Origin of the sequence: Neisseria sicca, from assembly GCF_017753665.1 — a bacterium.
Taxonomy (GTDB): Bacteria; Pseudomonadota; Gammaproteobacteria; order Burkholderiales; family Neisseriaceae; genus Neisseria; species Neisseria flava.
Map to the genome: position 1 here is coordinate 2433851 of NZ_CP072524.1, position 16352 is coordinate 2450202.

The 16352-nt window shown below is 51.8% G+C and carries 15 protein-coding genes; 3 read left to right on the forward strand and 12 right to left on the reverse strand.

Annotated elements, in window-relative coordinates; translation table 11 throughout:
- Positions 1-17: 17 nt before the first annotated feature.
- The 12 genes from J7445_RS11515 to J7445_RS11570 all read right to left on the reverse strand — a co-directional run bounded on the left by J7445_RS11515 (position 18) and on the right by J7445_RS11570 (position 14043).
- Positions 18-1910, reverse strand: a complete 1893-nt coding sequence (locus tag J7445_RS11515; protein WP_070655459.1) for a polysaccharide biosynthesis protein — start codon at positions 1908-1910, stop codon at positions 18-20.
- 193 nt (positions 1911-2103) lie between these two features.
- Entirely contained in the window at positions 2104-3279 is a 1176-nt protein-coding gene (locus J7445_RS11520; RefSeq protein ID WP_070655461.1) for a DegT/DnrJ/EryC1/StrS family aminotransferase, read from the reverse strand.
- Positions 3272-4054, reverse strand: coding sequence for a formyltransferase family protein (locus J7445_RS11525; RefSeq protein ID WP_070655463.1), 783 nt, complete (start codon positions 4052-4054; stop codon positions 3272-3274). The genes J7445_RS11520 and J7445_RS11525 overlap by 8 nt, the downstream gene beginning before the upstream one ends.
- Positions 4055-4101: 47 nt before the next feature.
- Positions 4102-4788 (reverse strand): HAD family hydrolase, encoded by a 687-nt coding sequence (locus J7445_RS11530; protein ID WP_070655465.1) that lies wholly within the window; start codon positions 4786-4788, stop codon positions 4102-4104.
- Complete coding sequence (locus J7445_RS11535; protein ID WP_070655467.1) at positions 4775-5749, reverse strand: ATP-grasp domain-containing protein; 975 nt, start codon at positions 5747-5749, stop codon at positions 4775-4777. The genes J7445_RS11530 and J7445_RS11535 overlap by 14 nt, the downstream gene beginning before the upstream one ends.
- Positions 5736-6353, reverse strand: coding sequence for a sugar transferase (locus tag J7445_RS11540; protein WP_019271164.1), 618 nt, complete (start codon positions 6351-6353; stop codon positions 5736-5738). The genes J7445_RS11535 and J7445_RS11540 overlap by 14 nt, the downstream gene beginning before the upstream one ends.
- A complete protein-coding gene (locus tag J7445_RS11545) occupies positions 6346-7518 on the reverse strand; it encodes a glycosyltransferase (protein WP_070655469.1) in 1173 nt (390 codons plus the stop codon). The genes J7445_RS11540 and J7445_RS11545 overlap by 8 nt, the downstream gene beginning before the upstream one ends.
- Before the next feature lie 13 nt (positions 7519-7531).
- On the reverse strand, positions 7532-8605 hold the full coding sequence (locus tag J7445_RS11550; protein ID WP_070655471.1) for a glycosyltransferase family 4 protein: 1074 nt from the start codon (positions 8603-8605) through the stop codon (positions 7532-7534).
- 13 nt (positions 8606-8618) lie between these two features.
- A complete protein-coding gene (locus tag J7445_RS11555) occupies positions 8619-9896 on the reverse strand; it encodes an O-antigen ligase family protein (RefSeq protein WP_070655473.1) in 1278 nt (425 codons plus the stop codon).
- Between the two features lie 174 nt (positions 9897-10070).
- Positions 10071-11489, reverse strand: a complete 1419-nt coding sequence (locus J7445_RS11560; protein ID WP_070655475.1) for a lipopolysaccharide biosynthesis protein — start codon at positions 11487-11489, stop codon at positions 10071-10073.
- A 165-nt stretch (positions 11490-11654) separates the two neighbouring features.
- Positions 11655-12962: a nucleotide sugar dehydrogenase gene (locus J7445_RS11565; protein ID WP_003769118.1), complete on the reverse strand. Its 1308-nt coding sequence runs from the start codon at positions 12960-12962 to the stop codon at positions 11655-11657.
- A 424-nt stretch (positions 12963-13386) separates the two neighbouring features.
- Positions 13387-14043 (reverse strand): NAD(P)-dependent oxidoreductase, encoded by a 657-nt coding sequence (locus tag J7445_RS11570; RefSeq protein WP_070655477.1) that lies wholly within the window; start codon positions 14041-14043, stop codon positions 13387-13389.
- Between the two features lie 119 nt (positions 14044-14162).
- Here J7445_RS11570 and J7445_RS11575 point away from each other — a divergent pair, with 119 nt between their 5' ends.
- The 3 genes from J7445_RS11575 (at position 14163) to J7445_RS11585 (ending at position 16116) form a co-directional block, all read left to right on the forward strand.
- Complete coding sequence (locus J7445_RS11575; RefSeq protein ID WP_070655479.1) at positions 14163-15053, forward strand: LysR family transcriptional regulator; 891 nt, start codon at positions 14163-14165, stop codon at positions 15051-15053.
- Positions 15050-15328, forward strand: coding sequence for a GIY-YIG nuclease family protein (locus tag J7445_RS11580; protein ID WP_070655481.1), 279 nt, complete (start codon positions 15050-15052; stop codon positions 15326-15328). The genes J7445_RS11575 and J7445_RS11580 overlap by 4 nt, the downstream gene beginning before the upstream one ends.
- A 167-nt stretch (positions 15329-15495) precedes the next feature.
- Entirely contained in the window at positions 15496-16116 is a 621-nt protein-coding gene (locus J7445_RS11585; protein ID WP_070655483.1) for a hypothetical protein, read from the forward strand.
- The last annotated feature ends 236 nt before the right edge of the window (positions 16117-16352 follow it).

Here is a 16352-nt window from a genome sequence, read left to right on the forward strand (position 1 = left end):
TTTATTGGCAGAATATTTTAATGTGTCTGCTTCCAAACTAAATCGCAAATATCATCTTTGGGATTAAAGCCGGCAGGGGCTTCAAGCAACAGGGCGCGCAGGGTTTGTTGGTCTGAGTTTGCGCATGCTAAATCCATACGCATAATTATGTCATTTAATTTGTCCCACGGCAGCATTACTTCACTGGCGGTCATAATTCGGGGATGAGTGGTTTTTTGCACTTCGTCTCCGATGAGCAACTCTTCGTAAAGTTTTTCGCCCGGACGCAGTCCTGTAATTTTAATTTCGATATCGCCGTCGGGATGTTGGGCATCTTTCAATTTCAGGCCGCTAAGCGTAATCATTTGTTTGGCTAAGTCAATGATTTTAACAGATTCGCCCATATCTAACACGAATACGTCGCCGCCTTTGCCCATTGCGCCCGCTTGAATGACGAGTTGGGCGGCTTCTGGGATGGTCATGAAGTAACGGGTGATGTCTTGGTGGGTCAGAGTGATGGGGCCGCCTTCGGCGATTTGTTTTTCAAATACCGGCACGACGGAGCCTGAGGAGCCTAAAACGTTGCCAAAGCGTACCATACAGAAGCGGGTATATTGGTTGGGTTCAGCCGCGAGTGCCTGCAGGCAGAGTTCCGCCATGCGTTTGCTGGCACCCATGGTGTTGGTCGGGCGCACGGCTTTGTCGGTTGAGATAAGCACGAAGGTGCTGACTCCGGATTCGACGGCGGCTTGGGCGCACAAGAGTGTACCGAAGACGTTGTTGCGGATGCCTTCGACAGTGTTGAACTCGACCATGGGGACGTGTTTGTAGGCAGCGGCGTGATAGACGGTTTCAACGCCGTACGCGGTCATGACGCTGATTAGGCGTTCTTTGTTTTGCACGGAACCAAGTAGAGGCACAACTTCAATTTGACTGCCGGCGGCTGCCTGAGTTTCGCGCAATTCTTTGTCTATGCTGTACAGGGAGAACTCGGACAGTTCGAACAGCAGCAATTTGGACGGGCGGCATTTCAGGATTTGGCGGCAGAGCTCGGAGCCGATGGAACCGCCCGCACCCGTGACCATCACGGTTTTGCCTGTAATGTCCGCGCCCATGAGTTCGGGGCGTGGGGCTACCGGGTCGCGGCCGAGCAAATCGACGACGGAGATTTTTTTCAGTGCGCTGACTTTGATTTTACCGTCCACCAAGTCTTTCATGCCCGGAATAGTCAGCACTTCGCATTTGTATTGTTCCAGATTTTGGATGATGCGGCGGCGTTCTTCCTGAGTGGAGCTGGGGATGGCAAGCAGGATTTTTTCCACGCCGTAGCGGTCGATGAGCGATTGGATGTCGTCAGGACCATAGACGGTGAGGTCGTAGATGACGGTGCGGCGGATTTTGGGGTTGTCGTCAACGAAGGCGACGGCGGAGTATTCGTTAACCTGTTTGATGGCTTCCAGCAGTTGGCGGCCGGATTGTCCTGCACCGTAAATGATGACGGGCACCATTTGTTTTTTGTGGCGGTCGGTCAGGATGGCACGCAGAATCATGCGCGAACTGGTGATACAGACAACCAGCAGCAAGAAATAAACGACGGGCAGGGCAAGGTGCAGTTTGCGCTCAAAAATCAGGGTAGTCAGGCAGAACAAGACGGCTGAAATCAGGCTGCCGAATGCGGCGGCGGTCAGGACGCGGGTACTGACGAAGCGGGTAACGGCTCGGTACAGCCCCAGTTTGACAAACAGCGCAATGGTCAAAAAAGCAGTCGAGCCGAAGGCGAGCCAGTTTGCCATGCTTGCCCATTCGTCAGAATATTGGGCTTTAAGGCTTTGAGCAAACCAAAAGGCGATAAAAACCATCAAAAGATCATGAATGACGAAGAAGGTTTTTTTGACGTTGCGGGGTAGGGATAACAGGGTTTCCAAATTCATTTTGGTATGTTCTGAGTAATGTTGTGGGCGGGTTTCAGACGACCTCGGTCATGCAAAGGTCGTCTGAAAAGACGTTTGTTGCTACGGAGCATTGGTTTTCCGTATGTGTCGGCTGTTTGCCGATTCCCTTTTTTATTTTGCTGAAGCGGTAAACCGCCGCCGTCCCGATGATACGGGTGCGGCGGTTTTTGCTTTATGCCGTGGCTTCTGACAATACGGCTTCGATGTGTTCTTTGCAGAACGCGATTTCGTCGTCGGTCAGCGTCGGATGCACCAAAAACATCAGGCTGGTGTCGCCCAGTTCGACGGCGTTTTTCAGTCGCTCTTTGGGTCGCCACGGCGTGTTGTCGAAGGCTTTTTCCAAATAGACTTCGGAGCAGCTGCCTTGATAGCAGGGGACTTTGCGCGCATTCAGTTCGTTGACGATGCGGTCGCGCGTCCAGCCTTCTTTGAGGTGTTCGGGTTTGACGAAGGCGTAGAACTTGTATTGCGCGTGTTCGATGTAGTCGGCGATTTCAATCAGGCGGATGCTGGCGAACTTGCTCAAGCTTTCTGCCAGTTTGGCGGCGTGTGCTTGGCGGCGAGCAGTCCATTCGGGCATACGTTTGAGCTGGATGCGACCGATGACTGCCTGCATTTCCATCATGCGCCAGTTGGTACCGAAACTTTCGTGCAGCCAGCGGAAGCCGGGGGCGTGTTCGCGGTGGTACACGGCGTCATAACTTTTGCCGTGGTCTTTGTACGACCACATTTTGCTCCACAGCTCTTTGTCGTTGGTGGTGACCATGCCGCCCTCGCCGCCGGTGGTCATGATTTTGTCTTGGCAGAACGACCATGCGCCGACGTGTCCGATGCTGCCGACGGATTTGCCTTTGTATTTTGCGCCGTGCGCTTGGGCGCAGTCTTCGATAACCCACAAATCATGTTCTTTTGCCAAGTCCATGATGCCGTCCATTTCGGCGGGCATACCGGCAAGGTGGACCACGATGATGGCTTTGGTATTCGGCGTCAGCGCGGCTTTAATGGTTTCAGCGCTAATGTTTTGGCTGTTCAAATCCACATCGGCGAATACGGGGTTTGCGCCCGCAGTAACGATGCAGGAAGCGGAGGCGAGGAAGGTGCGCGAGGTAACGATGACGTCGTCGCCTGCACCTATGCCCATTGCTTTAAGCGCGACATCGAGTGCCAGCGTGCCGTTGGAAAGGGCAACGGCGTATTGCGTACCGGCGAAGGCAGCGAATTCTTTTTCAAATTCGCGGCATTCGGTGCCCGTCCAATAATTGACTTTGTTGGACAGCAAGACTTTGGAAACGGCGTCGGCTTCTTCTTGGGTGAAGCTCGGCCATGGGGAAAGGGATGTGTTAAGCATTGGCTTTTCCTGCGAAAAGGCTGGTGGAGTCTTTAGGGGCGACTTCTTCCAGCAGTTGGCGGTTGATCAAGGTGTATTTTTGACCGTCGATTTCGACGTATGCGCCGTCATAAGGCGGAAACCAGAAGGCGCGGATTTTTTTCTCGACATCGTCGCCGTCATGGATTTGCTTCATGGCTTCCATTTCGTCGCGACTGACGTAGCGGCCGCCGATGTTGGGCGTAGTCGGTAGTTTGGCTTGCGCTTCGACGGCGCGGGCGATAATGCGTTGTGCGAACGGCTCTAATGCCTGCATGGTCTTGCGTTCGAGTGATTGGGCGGTTTCGACAGAAGAATCAATGGGGAAACGGTCCACTTCGATGATTTCGCCGGTGTCGATGGATGCATCGACATAGTGGGCGGTGCTGCCCCACTCGGACAATTCGTCCATGATGGCGAGGTTGTAGCCGCCCGTGCCTTTGTATTCGGGCAATAAGGCAGGGTGGAAATTAATCGTGCCTAAATGTGGTGTGGTCAGGAATTCGTCGCGCAGTTTGCGCCAATAGAGTACGGACAAGCCTAAGTCGTATTTCAGACGACCCTCTTTCATGGCTTCCAGGGCGGTGTCGAAAGTGTAGAGCGGCAAGCCCAATTCTTTGGCCGCGGCGGTCGTCGGCGAGCCTTGCAGGTGGCTGTCGGTCAATACGCCGACGATTTCGATACTGTTTTGTAAGGATAAGAATCGTAGCAGGTTGGCGGAAAGCCGTTTACGTCCCATGAATAATATTTTTGTCATGTAATAGTCCTTTTAATATTGTGAGTGTACGTTTGATTATGTAATGGTTAAATGTTTGAATCGATTAGAGAAGCTAAATCTTGAAGGGAGTCGATCCAAAAAGCGGGATGATATTCTGTACTAAAATTTTCGGGCAGGTGACAGTGGATATTACGCCCGGAGGGGCGCAATCCTATGGTTATCCAGCCTAAAACGTTCGGCGTGATGAAGTCTTTGGAAATGTTGTCGCCGATATAGATGAAGCAGTCTGCCTTTGCGGCATATTTGTCTTGTAAATAGTGGAAGCGTTTGCTGTCGGGCTTTTCCGAAGCGCAGGCTTCGGAGACGAGGATGTCGTCAAACAGGGAAGACAGACCCAAGGTTTCCAGTTTCAGGCGTTGGGTCAGGCTTCTGCCGTCGGTAATCAGTGCGCGTGCGGCGAAGGGCGCGGTTAGATCGGACAGGAAATCCGGCGAGGCATACGGCGTCAGCGTCGGGCGGTGCAGCCGGTATTGCCACAGAAGAACCTGTTTTTCCGATTCGTTGAAACCGCAGTGGCAGCACAACTTGTCCAGCCAGTCTTTGCCGTCGGGGTCGATGTTGCTCAAGAGGTCGTCTGAATTCCAATCGGGATACAGGGCGGCAACAGTATCGACGACCGCACGGATACCGGAGAGCTTGTATTCGTATTCCGAATACAGGGTATCGTCCAAGTCGAAGACAATGACGGCGGTTTCGGGATTAATCGTTTTCATGAACCAAGACCTTGGCATCGTAGCGCAGCATGATGAGGTTGTTTTCCCAGTCGTCTGAAAACGGGATTTCTCCGTCGCCGAGGTATTCGCGCATCAGCCAGCCCGGATAATTGCCGCCTGCGGCATATGTCAGCGGGAAGCCGCCGCCGAAGCGGGGGTTGATTTCCACGCCGTAGAATTCGCCGGTTTCTTCATTGCAAAAGAACTGTGCCGTGATGCAGCCGCGTGCGCCTTCCAATACCGCCATTTTTTCCAGCAGCGTTTGGTAGAGGCTGTTTTTGCGGGTGATGCCTTTACTGACTTCGCCGGTACGCACTTCCAAGCGTTTACGCGGAATCGTGCATTTCAGACGACCTTGTCGGTCGTAATACATATCGACGGTAAATTCGGAAAATTCTTTTTCGATATCGATAAGCTGACAGAACATTAATTTGGGGTCTGCCAAAACTTCAGGTGTCAGATCGGCAGGCGTGTCGATTCGTTTGGCACCGATGGCGCGGCTGCCGTCGTAAGGTTTGGCGAAGCAAGGGAAAACCAACTTCTCGCGGTCGTAAATTTCGGGCGAGCGTATGCCGTACTGTGCAAACAGGTCGGCAGTTTTACGTTTGTCGCGGCATCGCGCAATAAAGTCCGCATCGGAAACGACGATGTGGATACCTGCCGCTTCGAAGCGGTCGCGTTCATTCGCGAGTTTTTGCAGTTCGGTATCTATGGTCGGGATGATCAAACCGATGTTTTCGCGTACCGCCAGATTGAAAATGCTGTCGATATACGAATTGGAACTGATCAGCGGCACTTCAAACGAACCGTCGGAAACGTGACAGGCGGAAGACATGCGCGGAACCAAATCCGTCGTCAAAATCTTGACGTCATCTGAAAACTTGGCGGCTTCGGTTTGAAAATCCTGTACCAATTCGACGCGCCTTCCCGCGGAAAGGATAAGTACGTTATTTTTTTTCATCTGTGTCATTCCCTGTGAAATACGGCATGGTGGCTTCTCCCTCTGCCGAAATGCCTTCTTTGATAAAGACTTTTTTGACTGTCAAAAATAGGATCTTCATATCCAGCCAAAAACTGTAATGGTCGATATACCAAATATCGTGTGCGAATTTTTCGTCCCACGAAAGCGCGTTGCGTCCGTTGACCTGCGCCCAACCGGTTACGCCGGGCCTCATTTCGTGGCGGCGGTTTTGAAATTCGTTGTAAAGCGGCAGGTAGCTCATCAAAAGCGGTCGTGGGCCGACCAAGCTCATCTCTCCTTTTAGAACGTTCCAAAGTTCAGGAAGTTCGTCCAAACTCGTCGCGCGCAGTTTCTTGCCGAAAGGAGTCAGCCGCTCGCTATCGGGCAGAGGGTTGCCGTCTTTATCGACCGCATCGCGCATGGAGCGGAATTTGATCATTTTGAACGGTTTGCCGTCTTTGCCTGGCCGCTCTTGGGTGAAGAATACCGGTTCGCCCAAGTTTTTGCGGATGAGGTATATCAAAATCAAAAATACGGGCGAGAGGAAAATCAGTCCCGAGGCGGAGGCGACAATGTCAAACAGGCGTTTGAAGAATTTACTCATGGGCTAATCTTTCAATCAGGTTGACGATTTTTTGATACGCCACGTCGCGCTTGAAGCGGCGGACGATTTCGTCGGATTGAACGGGGTCGTTTTTGCGCGCCAGAATGTCTTTGGCGGCTTGGACGAAGCTTTCCACATCGCCGGAACGGTAGTCCGCGTGCGGCAGCAGGGTGAGGACTTCGGCAACTTCGTCATTGACTTGGCTGTTTAAAATCGGTTTTTGCAATGCCATGTAGTCAGACAGTTTGTTGGTAATCGACTGCATGGCGTAGGAATGGATGGCGTTGACGGAGATATCGCAGCCTTTGGCGACCGACATCATTTCGGCGTAGGGGATGTAGCCGTAAAACTTGATGCCCTCGCAGGCGTATTGTTTGAGCCTGTCCAAATCGGGGCCGCCGCCCATGATGTGCAGCTCTACATTTTCGCCGTCGTCCAAAAGTTTCTGGACGCCTTTGCACACGGTTTCCACGTCATAGCTGTAACTGAGTGTACCCAAGTAGAAGAAACGGGTTTTGCTGTCGCCGAAGTCTTTTGCCGGCGCGGCATCGAGTTTCGGAAAATCCGCACCGATATAGACGACTTCGCCGGGGGCGTTCGGATTGGCTTCTTTGGCGCGGTCGAGGTAGGTCTGCGATACGGCGACCAGCGCGTCGGCGTAACGGTAGGCACGGTTGGCGCGGGAGGAGAAGGGCAGCAGGTTGTGCGGGATTTTTTTCAAAAACGGCACGACCGAGGAGAAGGATTCCGGCCATACGTCCTGCACGTCGATAATCAGCTTGTAGCCCAAACGCGCTTTGTGTTCGCCTAAAAGCAGGTTGGTGGCGATCAGCGGGTAGGCGGAAAAGACGACGTCTTGCTCGCCCGGACGGCAGTTGTTCAGCCATTGCTCAAAATGTTTGACGAACACATGATGGCTTTTGACACGGTCCAGCGAGACGTTTTTGCCGTAGCCGCTCTCTTCCAGCAGCATGACTTTCAGGCGACCTTGCGAGGCGGATTCGGCATCTTCAGGTCGTCTGAAAGATTTGTCGTAGTGTTTGAAATTGCTGGTAATCAGCAGTACGTCATGAGACTGCGACAACAGCTCGGCAAGATACCAGAAGCGGTTGAAATGAGGCTCGGACGGCAGCGAACAGTAGGGGGCGACGATGGTGATGTTCATATTTCAGACGACCTCACATATCGTAAGCAGCCATTGTGGTGCGATAGATTTCATCATCGGAACACAAGGTCTCAACGTGTTTATGCAGGGCTTTGCCCATTTTCTCGCGCAGCTCGGGTTGCTTGATGAGTTTATCGACGGCTTCGATAAAGGCTTCGTCTTCGCCAAAGAGGAAGCAGTATCCGGTTTCGCCGGTAATGACCATTTCGGAAATGCCGCCCATGTTGTAGGTCACGACGGGTGTGTCGTAGAGACCGGCTTCAAGGATATTGTTGCCGACACCTGCGCCGTGGTCGCCGATACAGTGCGGCGTGTTCACCAAAATATCCACGTCTTTGAAATAGCCGGTCAAATCGCGCACGCCGCCGAGGAAGGTGACTTTGTCGTCTATGCCCAAACGTTTTGCTTGCGCTTTCAGATTGTCCATCTCTTCGCCTATGCCCGCCACGTTCAGGCGTACGGGCATATTGCGGTCAACCATTTTCTTAAAGATGTCCAACATCACATGCACGGCGCGGACGGTATCCAAGCGCGACAGCGTACCGAGCATGACGTAGTCCTTGGCGGTTTTTTCAGGAACGTAATCGGCTTTGTGCAAAGCGTTGTAGGTGTAGGTGATGCGGTTGGCGGGGAAGCCGTGGCGGATGAGTTTTTCCTGTTCGTGTCTGCAGTTGCCGATGATGTATACGCCCAGTTTGTCGAACAGTTTGGCGATTTTCGGATAAGTTTCGGCATCCAAACCGCGCGCGTGGTAGAACACTTTGGTTTTGGGAGAAGCTATTTTTGCTGCGATGGCGCAGGCAGGAACGATGCGCGCCATTTGGCAGTGGACGATGTCGGGTTTTTCCTGTTTCAACATCTTCATGTAGGCGAACATACCCTTGATGTAGCCCAAGATACCGCCCTGATAAAAATCAATAGGACGCCATTGGATGCCCAAGGCTTGGGCTTCTTTGATGAGCGGGCCATCGGAAGAGGCAAGGACGACCTCGTGGCCACGCTGCTTGAGCAACCGTCCTAAGCGGAAGGTCGCGTTTTCAGTGCCGCCGAGGCCGGACATGGAAGTAGTCAAAACAATTTTTTTCATAACGTGTTTTCTATCAAGGGGTGTATCGGTACGCGTTATACGCCGCATCGCGCTGGGGCAAGACGCTGTACAGGAAAATCAAAAAGCAGGGCAGCCAAATGAAGGGCATACGCAAAATGGTGGACGGGATAAAACCCGCCAAAAGGAATAACCCCATTGCTGCCAACCCAATGACGCGCTGCTTGCTTTTCATATTCCTGCCTGCGGCGACGCAGAAGAAATAGTATGCGGCATAGAATAAGAAAGCTGCCAACGAAATAAGACCAAAACCGAGATATAGCTCGATAAGGAAGCTGTGCGGGTTTTCAAACGCTAGACTGTCGCTCAAGTGGCCGCCGAAATATTCTTGGAATTTTTTCGGACCATAGCCCAACAGCAGGAATGGGGGATGTTCCCAGAAATAGTTATAGATTTCCTGACGGTAGCCGACCGAATTGTCGCTTTCCAAATCAAACAAGAATAAATACAGGCGTGAGGAAATGTTTTCCAAAAAGGCATTGCCGTGCAGGGAGAGCAGGAAATCAGCAATGTACTGTTTCGGAATCATCGACAAGCCCGCGCCTGTAACGCCTATGGTCATCAGCGTAAACAGCCCGTTGTTACGGTAAATCAGGTTCAGGATAAACAAAATGATGTAACACAAAGTGGCGGTACGCGACGCGCTGGCAAAAATGACTACGCCTAAACATAAAAAAAGTATCAAGCCGAGCAAGTATTCTTTTTTACTGACATCAATATTGAAAAATACTAAAACGGCAGGTGCGAAACAAAGGGCGGTCGTACCTAAGTTATTAGGGTTAAAGAAAAAACCCTTAATAATCCCCGCATCAATCGCCAACACTTCATCTGCTTGAACGAATTGGATGCCGGTCAAAATTTCCACAGCAGGCGGGATGATGATGAATGCGCAGAAAAACAGCAGTAGGCGGCGGATAAACGCCGCCGGATTTTCATGCCGGCTCAATACCAGGTACAGCAAATAAAACAGGCTGGGTAGGGACAGGAAGAAAAACGTATCCATAATCCTGACCGAATCCAGCGTGGTAATAAACAGATGGATGCCGCCCCAACCGCACATGATGGCAAGCGCCGCCAGCATCCTGCCTGCTTTGCCGTTGAACCGTTTGGACTCTAACGCAAAAATCAGCAGGGCGGTAGGCAGCAGCAGGATGGTCAGGGGATTGTCGATACGCGGAATCCCGGCTTTGTACGACAGCATCGGCCCCAGCATATAGGCGGTTGAAATCGTGTATATCAGCGTAATGTATAAAGTTTGTGTTTTGAGTTTCACTTTGTTTCCTGAGGTGGGACGGTTTCGGAAATATTATTATATGCAGAAACAATTTGTCTGACCGCAGAATCCGACTGAATGCGTCGGTAATGTATTGGGCGGTATATCGGCCGAAAAGTTTCAGTTCCGATGGTTTTGTGTCTGTCTGAAAACTGCTGCTTCCTTTCCTTTGGATTATCTTTTCAGACGACTCTTGACAGCAGCTGCTGCCGAAATAAGAGATGACTTGCGACTCCATATCAGATAAGAAAGTCCTACCAGCCAAAGCAAGGCGAACAACGGATAGTTTTCCTTTGTGCCAAAATAGGTGTAGCTCACGCAAAGCAGTACGCTCAAAGCAGTATTGGTATAAATTTTCAGCCGCGGCAGAGGGCGCCATACCCTAGATGAAAATTCGGTTTTGATGACGCAGAACACCCAAAACGATATTGCGCTCGCTATGGCGGCACCACGCGCCCCCAAATGGGGAACCAGTAGCGAGAGCAGACCGAAATTGATGGCAAAAGCGACAATGTTGACTGCTGTAATCAACCAAGTCCGTTTGACAACGTTCAATCCGATACCGCTGACTTCCGTAAGCGTATAGAACAGCGGATATAACATACATGAGAGCAGCAAAAACTGTACCGGAGCGTATTTTTCGGGCAATATCCAAGTAACGACGGGCGAGAAAATGCCGATAAAACAAATCATCGCACTGATTAATTCGGTCATCGAAAGGGTGATGCCGCCGATTTTATCCAAATGGGTTTTGTCTTCCACCCATTTGAACACCAAAGGCGCCCAAATGGTTGAGAATACGCTTTGAAAAATCAGGGCAACCGCGCCGAAGCTGACCGCCATCGAGTAAATGCCAAGCTCATCCAAACCCGCCCACTGTTTGAGCGCAAAACGATCGATCGAGGTCAATCCCCAATAAGCCAAATTTCCGAATGCCAAGGGCAAGCCGTAGCGCAGGCTTGCATGATGAGTTTCAGACGACCAAGGAGCGCGCACAGCTGCGCGCAGTTCATGTCTGGTTTGGTATGTCAAAACGGCGACAGTCAATACTTGCGCCACGGTATAGGCAAGAACAAGACTGACGGTATCAGTTTTGACACCGCTGAAAACGAATAACAAAACCAACGCCAAAATCAGGAATTTCGGTGTAAGTTGGCTGAGGGAAAAGGCAACGGCTTTTTCCTGCATCCTCAGTATTAGGGAGAGAAACCGCGCAAACAGGCTGGTTAGCAGGAAAACTAAAAACAATAACCCCAGGGTTTTATCTTGCAAATCAAAAATCAAATCTGCCGGCCAAGCTATATTCCATGCAAGCACTGCCAAAATCACGACAATCGTCAAAACGAAAGGAGACAGGCTGATGGATTTAAACAGGGACGCTTTATCTTTGGCGGCGTAGTATTCACGGATATACGCCTGATCCAAACCCAGCCCCAAAATCAGGATGGTCAGGCCGGAGATGGTTTGCAGTAAGACGATACGGCCGATGTCTTCCGCAGGGTAGTACCATGAAATCAGCGGAAGCGAGAGTATGCCGAAAGCCGCGCTGCCTATCGGGCCTAAGGCATAGCCAAGTATTTTTTTTATATTCATAAATTAGGAGGGGTTTGTTGCGGACAAGATTTTCAGACGACCTGAAAACGCAGCCGCATCATGCAAATAAGAGCTTTCTTAGGTCGTCTGAAAACAAACGGCCTAAGAAAGCCGACTGCCTGCCGAAACTTGCCGGCAAGCAGTCTGCCTGAATCGTCAAAGGTGTTACGCCTTCACGACTTTCGGGTTTTTCGCAGGGAATTTGCCGCGCGTATCGACAATCAGTTTGGCGTGTTCGGCAATCATGTCGTAGTCAAACTTGTCGTGGTCAGTGGTCAGAACCACGCAGTCGTATTTCGCCACGGTTTCCGGCGTCAGCGGCTCGCTCTTCAGGTCGAAGTAGTGATGACCGGGGATGTATGGGAATTCAAGCACATGCGGGTCAGAGTAGGAAATGTTTGCACCCAATTTGTGCAGGCGGTCCATCACTTCCACAGACGGGCTTTCGCGCATGTCGTCCACATTTTTCTTGTAGGCGATACCCAAAACCAAGATTTTGCTGTCTTTGATGGAACGGTTGTGTTCGTTCAAAGCCAGGCCCACTTTGCTGATGACGTAGTCGGGCATGTGGGAGTTCACTTCGCCTGCCAACTCGATGAAGCGGGTGTTCACGCCGTATTCGCGCGCTTTCCAAGTCAGGTAGAACGGGTCGATGGGGATGCAGTGTCCGCCCAAACCCGGGCCGGGATAGTAGGCAACGAAGCCGAACGGTTTGGTTGCCGCAGCGGCGATGACTTCGTGAATATCGACATCCATTTTGTCAGCGACGATTTTCATCTCGTTCACCAAACCGATATTCACGGCGCGATGGATGTTTTCCAGAAGCTTGGTCAGCTCGGCAGCTTTTGTGGAGCTTACCGGTACGACTTTGTCGATGGCAGGCTGGTATAGCGCGATACCGACTTCCAAACAAGCAGGGGTATGACCGCCGATGACTTTCGGGATGGTACGGGTTTCAAAATTCGGGTTGCCCGGGTCTTCGCGTTCCGGAGAGTAAACCAAGAACACGTCTTTACCGACTTTCAAGCCGCCTTCTTCAACGCGCGGCAGCAATTCTTCTTCGGTTGTGCCGGGGTAGGTGGTGGATTCCAAAGACAACACTTGACCGGCGCGCAGGTAGGGTTTCACCGCGTCGGTGGTGTCGATAACGAAGCTCATGTCCGGCTCGCGGTATTTGTTCAACGGAGTCGGTACGCACAAAATCACGGCTTCCACTTCACCGATGCGGGAGAAGTCGGTGGTGGCTTCAAACAGGCTGTTTGAGGCGGCGGCGATTTTCTCGGCAGGAATATGCTCAATGTAGGTTTCGCCTTTGTTGAGTTTGTCGACTTTGGTTTTGTCGATGTCGAAGCCCAAAACCTGATAACCGATGTCCACATAGCGGAGCATCAGCGGCAGGCCGACATAGCCCAAGCCGACGATACCGATTTTGGCGGTTTTATCTGCAAATTTCTGAATGGTGGTATTTTTCATGATAGGTCTCATGTGATGGAAAACAAATAGACGCGACCTTATTGGATTCGCGTCGTGCCTGCCTGTGGGAGGCGGGCAGGTAAAGAGGTGGAGCTGTTCGCAAGTTTAGAGTAAAAGAGGAAAAAAAAGTTTTACGCTCATGTAAAATATGGCATAGGTAAATACGGTGGCATGCATAAAATATGCATATATTATAAAACAATAATAACGTAATGCAATAAATCTTGTTGTTTTTAATGTGTATTATTTCTATAGTTATAAAAATTTGCATCGTAACTACAAATGAGTGACGGGTGATGGATTCCAAAATATTTTCGTAAATTAACCAAGCTTAAGGATTTCATAAGGCACGATTTAAAATTAAAAAGGTCGTCTGAAAACCTGATTCTCAAGGTTTTCAGACGACCTTTGCCCTAGATGGCGATTAGGCGGCGGCAACGGTAAAGCGTTCAAACAAATGCGCTTTGTTTTCCGCATCGTCGGCGATGGCAATCGCTAAATCCGCTACGCTGATGCCTGACGGAATTTCACCGTCCATCAGCAAATCGTCTTTGCCCAAGCGGTATTTGCCGGTTTTGTCTTCGCTGAAACCGCCGGTAACACCCAGTCGTGCCGGAGGGGAAACGAAAGACCAGTTCACATCGCGACGCGGCAGGAGTGCCGCCAAAAGATGGCGTGCGGCATTGGCGCCGTCGTAAATTTCTTTGGGGAAGTCGGGCGTATCGATAACTTGCAAACCAGGTGCGGCATACAGGCTGCCTGCGCCGCCGACTACCAACAAATAAGGTACTTGTGCTGCTTTTGCCGCTTCGACGATACTGCTTGCGCCGCGTGTAAAATCCGCGCCAATATTGGGATTGGTCCAGCTGGGATTGAACGCGCTGACCACGGCGTCAAAGCCTGCCAGCTTGTCGGCGAAGTCCGCCGCGTTGACATCTGCGGGTACGACGGCAACATTTTGCGCTTGGAACACTTTATCCGTATTGCGGGCAAAAGCGGTTACTTCATGACCGCGACCTGCCAATTCTCGAACGACTGCGTTGCCGACGTAACCTGTTGCGCCGATGACTGCGATTTTCATGTTTGACTCCTTGTTGAGGTGTGATTGATTAGATGAGCGCATTGTAAGGTCGTCTGAAACGCTTGATAATCCCTGATTTGCTGTTATGATTGTGAAGTTAAACTAAATAATCAGCCAAAATGCAAGACATCAAACCCCTGCTCGTTTTCGCCGCCGTCCTCGAACACGGCAGCATGAACGCCGCCGCTGCCGCGCTGGGCATGACCCCGTCTGCCGTCAGCCAGCACATCAACCGCCTCGAAACCCTGCACGGCATCAAGCTGTTAAACCGCAGCACGCGCAGCCTTTCGCCGACCGATGCTGGCCGCGCGTTGGGCGAATACTGCCGCCGCCTAGCCGCCACGCTTACCGATACGCGTACCGTTATCGACAACCTCAAAACCGAACCCGTCGGCGAATTGCGTATTTCCCTGACTTCCAGCGTCATCGAGTCCCGCGCTTTTCAGACGGCGTTTTCCAGATTGCAAACCGAGTTTCCCAAAATCCGCCCCGTCCTCAATTTCAGCGATACCTTGGACGACCTGCAACACAGCCAAACCGACATCGCCATACGCGGCGGCGACCGTGCCTTGGACGATCCCAATTTGGTTGCGCGCCATCTCGTTACCTGGCCGTACAGCATTTGCGCCGCGCCCGATTATCTCGACCGCCATCCGCCCATCACCCATCCTTCGCAGCTTCATGCCCACCGCTGGCTGCACTTCCTGCCCGTCCGCACGACCTTGCAACACGGCGGCGAAAGCTATTTTCTCGATATTGCCGACAGCATTGCCTGCACGCATCTTGCCGCCGTGCGCAGCCTGACCGAAAGCGGCTTCGGTTTGTCTTTGCAAGTGGGCGGCGAAGTTCGGGAAAAAATCGCCCAAGGTCGTCTGAAAACCGTTTTGCCCGAATGGACGCTGCCGCCGGTCAGCCTTTATTTGGTGACGCCTTATCGCGTCCAGTCCGCCAAAACCGAAGCCGCCGTCCGCATCTTCACGGAAAGTTTCGCCAAGGAGGCAGAGGCATGAGCGCGGAAAATTGGCGCGTTTACCTGATTTTGTGCGAAAACGGCGCGCTTTACTGCGGCATCAGCAACCGCCCGCAAGAACGGTTCGCCGCCCACCTCGCAGGCAAAGGCGCGAAATACACACGGCTGAACAAACCGAAGGCGATGCGTATCGTTTCAGACGACCTCTCCAAAAGCGAGGCGCTGAAACGGGAAATCGCCATCAAAAAACTGACGGTAGGGAAGAAGTGGGAGTTGTGGGAAGCGGCGGCGGGAAATGCTTCCCCTGACCAATAGCGTGGATATTTCCGGTAGTTGTGTGATAAAAGGTTGTCTGAAAAACAGAATTCAGACGACCCCTATTTTCTGTAAATCGCTGAATTTAACATTCTTGAAAGATAAGTTGAAATTCCCTAACCGGCAGCATAGTATAATGCCCGCTTTCCGCAAATCTTGAGGCCGCCATGAAACCGATACCCTATATCCTTGCGGCTGCGCTCTGCCTCAGCAGCTCAGCCGTATCCGCGAATCCTGTTACCTATATCTGCAAAACCGCAAACGGCATTGTCTTTACCAACCAGAAAACCGGTGCCGAATGTACCGTGTCCCATGTTGACGGCAGCGCGACCATCAGCAGCGAAGAAGCCGACAGCGCCGTTCCCGAAACGGTCAACCTGAAAGAAGCCATCGGTCAGGCAGCCCCCGAAATCGACGACATTAAAATCCTTCCGCGTCCGGCAGTAAGCAGCGTAACCAACACCGCAGAAGCCGCCAATCCCCGCTTGGATGTGAGACTGCGCAACCAGCCGGATACCAAAGCCGCCAAAGCGCGTGCCGCAGAGATGAACCGCAAAGCGAAAATCCTTCCTGCGCCCGTTGTATCCGCACCTGCGAAGCCTCAAATGTCGCGTAAGCAAATCCTTCAAAAAGAAGTCCGCAACGAGCAGGCCGCACTCGCGCGCGCCCAATCCCAACTTGCCGCCGCCCGCCGTCAGGGGGATCAGGCAAAAATCAACCGCCTGACTCGTGATGTCAGCGACAGGCAGGCAAGCATCCGCGCCATGCAGAACGAAATGGGGCGTTGATTCTTTTTTATAGCTTTATTGAAATCCACCTTCAAAAGGTCGTCTGAAAAGTAGCGAAACCCGCTACGGATATTTCAGACGACCTTTTTGCGTTGTGTTCCCATGTTTGCTAGCGAGAGTTTGAAAGATCGGAATGTAGCGCGGGCTATGCCCACGAATGCAGTTGGCGGGAGTCATGGTGGAAGGGAAGTTGTATTGTCGCGGGAAAGTCCGCGTTACGGTTTATAGCAACCTGT